Annotated in this window: 3 protein-coding genes; all 3 read left to right on the top strand. The window is 36.2% G+C overall.

The window, feature by feature from the left end; translation table 11 throughout:
* Positions 1–614: 614 nt before the first annotated feature.
* The 3 genes from K8S13_RS23585 to K8S13_RS23575 all read left to right on the top strand — a co-directional run bounded on the left by K8S13_RS23585 (position 615) and on the right by K8S13_RS23575 (position 3152).
* Positions 615–1073, top strand: coding sequence for a macro domain-containing protein (locus K8S13_RS23585; protein ID WP_291466178.1), 459 nt, complete (start codon positions 615–617; stop codon positions 1071–1073).
* Between the two features lie 66 nt (positions 1074–1139).
* Entirely contained in the window at positions 1140–2177 is a 1038-nt protein-coding gene (argC, locus tag K8S13_RS23580; protein WP_291466177.1) for an N-acetyl-gamma-glutamyl-phosphate reductase, read from the top strand.
* Positions 2178–2225: 48 nt separating this feature from the next.
* Positions 2226–3152 carry a M23 family metallopeptidase gene (locus K8S13_RS23575; protein WP_291466176.1) on the top strand — a complete coding sequence of 309 codons (927 nt, stop codon included), beginning with the start codon at positions 2226–2228 and terminating at the stop codon, positions 3150–3152.
* The last annotated feature ends 99 nt before the right edge of the window (positions 3153–3251 follow it).

Raw genomic sequence — 3251 nt, 5'->3', positions numbered from 1 at the left:
ATATTTGCCCCTGCAATAGGGTCCTTATTCTGTGAATCACGAATTGTACCATATATTCTAATAATATCACCCTCTGTTCAATGACTACTCCTCAACTTTATCATTTTTATTTAATTTCTGATTAGTATAAATTTTCTCATTACTGTCATCTATCTGCTTAATCATCCCATCATTAATTACCATCTCTACAAAATCCTCCCAAACCTGCCATTTTTCATTATCCTCACAGTCAAACCCCGGGCAGGGCATCAGCCAGATTTTATATTGATATATTCCTTATTTTTCCTAATTAAATTCCTGTTCAAAAAGCGGAGGATATTCCGCTTTTTGAATTTTCATCTAAAGTTTAATATTCATCATTTTAATTAAATGTCATCACTCATCATTTAAAAATCGAACATTTTTCAAGACAACATCATTCTTTTTTTGACATGGATATAGATGATTTTGACACTTAGCACATGAATTTTGCTGTATTGTTTACTTGACTGAGAAAGGACTAACTCCCCCTCATTTGCCTGATCCATGATACAATACAAAGCCAAATAAATGATACATTTCTTTTAAGGAACATTTTTTGCATCCGATAGTATTAACTGGAGGATAGTTTAATAATGAATATATTAAAAGGCGATCTGATTCAATTTGCCCTGGCCGGACGGTTTGATGTTATTATTCACGGTTGCAACTGCTTTTGTTCCATGGGCGCGGGTATAGCAAAACTGATAAGAGATGATTTTCCCGCGGCTTATCAAGCCGATCTAAAAACAGGGATGGGAGATAAGGAGAAACTAGGCACATACTCCCATGCACGTATTGAAAAAAATGGCAATATTTTCACCGTTGTTAACGGATACACTCAATATGATTTTTCAGGACATGGCACACTGGTTGATTATAAAGCTATCCAAAAACTCTTTTCCAGGATAAAAAATAATTTTACAAATCAGAAAATCGGGTATCCAAAAATAGGTGCAGGTCTTGCAAAAGGGGACTGGGAAGTGATATCCAATATTATTAACAAAGAATTGCAAGGAGAAGACCATACTTTAGTAGACTATGTTGAATTTTGATTCGTAAAAAAACACTTCTATCTGCTAAACAAAAGGTTTAAAAATTTTCAGACAAGAAGGAACCATATGATAAACGTAGGCATTGCAGGAGCATCAGGATATACAGGAGTTGAGCTTGTCAAGCTGATTTCCAATCATCCAAAAGCAAAATTGTGTGCTGTAACATCAAACAGCTATAAAGGTAAGTCTTTGACGGATATTTTTCCTTCCATGAGAGGGTTTGACAACCTGATTTGTGAAGATTTAGATATTAAATCACTTTCTCAAAGAATAGATATTATATTTTTAGCACTGCCACATAAAGTATCAATGGAGCATGTACCAACACTGCTGGAACATAAGATAAAAGTCATTGATTTGTCTGCTGACTACAGGTTTGCAGATGCAAAAGCATATGAATCCGCCTATCAAACACATACATCAAAGCATCTTTTACAAAAAAGCGTTTATGGTCTTAGTGAAATATACAGAGACCGGATAAAAGCATCAAACCTTGTCGGCAACCCGGGCTGTTATCCCACAAGCATTCTATTGCCCTTGCTTCCCCTTTTAAAAGAAGGGTTGGTCCGGCCTGATGACATTATTTCAGATTCAAAATCCGGTGTAAGCGGTGCCGGACGTTCCCTATCGCCTTCCACTCATTTTTGCGAAGCCAATGAATCATTCAATGCCTATAAAGTTGGGAACCACAGGCATACTCCTGAAATCAATGAAATCTTGAGTATTCACTCACAGCAAGAAATAAGTATCACTTTTGTGCCACACCTGTTGCCCTTAACAAGGGGAATGCTATCAACAATTTATGTCAGGGCAACAAATGGTACAAGTGAAAATGATATCAGAAAAACATATCAGTCCTATTATGGAGATGAGCCTTTTGTAAGAATACTCGACAAAGATACCTATCCGGCGATTTCTCATGTTAAAGGGACCAACTGCTGTGATATTGGATTTTACTTTAATCAAAAAACAAAACAAATCATTATTGTTTCTGTCATTGACAACCTTTTAAAGGGTGCAGCAGGCCAGGCAGTTCAAAACATGAATATATTATTTGGTTTAACGGATGAAACAGGCCTTAATTCAGTCCAGGGACCTTTATAATTAATATTGTTCTTGACATATTAAAAATATCTAACTAAGAAGGTCATAATGAGAAAAAAAATAAAAATATGGTTTCATTCCGGTGCCACTTCTGATATCAAAGAATTTTCTATCCATAAAGCAGTATTAGGGTTTATCTCTCTTATTAGTATTTCTGCAATTGCCGGAGCATCCTTTATTGGATACGATTACCTGCAGCTTAAAAAAATTTCGTTTAACACTGGTATTTTGGATCAAACCATCATTGAACAAAACAATGAAATCAAAAGCCAGAGAAGCCAAATCCAGAGTTTTGCCGGCGAAATTGAAATTTTAAAAAAACAGGTGGATAGTCTATCTGTATTTGAGGATAAAGTAAGACTGATTGCAGACATTAAGCAAACCTCCGATTCAAGTGGACTGATCGGTATTGGCGGTATCCCCAGAGATGATCTGGACCAGGATATTCCTTTAGAGAAAAAGCACAACAACCTGATGCGTGAAATGCACCAACAGGTAGGCCAGACAAATCTTGCAGCGAAAAAACAAGCGCTTGATTTTGAACATTTAATTAAAATGCTTGAGAAAAAAAGAAACCTTCTGGCTTCCACTCCTTCCATTAGACCGGTTGACGGATGGATTACTTCAAAATTTGGATATCGGACTTCCCCTTTTACCGGACGAAAAGAATTCCATGCAGGCCTGGATATCTCAAATAAAAGTGGAACAAAAATCATTGCACCGGCCAATGGCAGAATCTCTTATGCTGCCAGAAAAATGTACATTGGCAATCTGGTGGTCATTGACCATGGTCATGGCCGGGTGACCAAGTTTGGACATTTAAAAAAGATTCTGGTTAAACAGGGCCAGCAAGTCAAACGGAGTGATGTCATTGCTCTTCTCGGCAACACAGGAAGAAGTACAGGACCCCATGTACATTATGAGGTCAGAATCAATGGAACTCCTGTAAATCCTTTAAAGTACATTCTAAATTAGTCTTTAATTTTTTTTATGTATGTGTACATCTTTCAACCTTTTCTTTTTTTCTCCAAATAAAAAAAATAATTTAAATTTTTTGTTTTAATTACCAAATTA

The sequence above is a fragment of the Desulfobacula sp. genome (assembly GCF_021107415.1).
The sequence above is the reverse complement of the archived record's forward strand: the minus strand, read 5'-3'. Positions and strand labels throughout refer to the sequence as shown.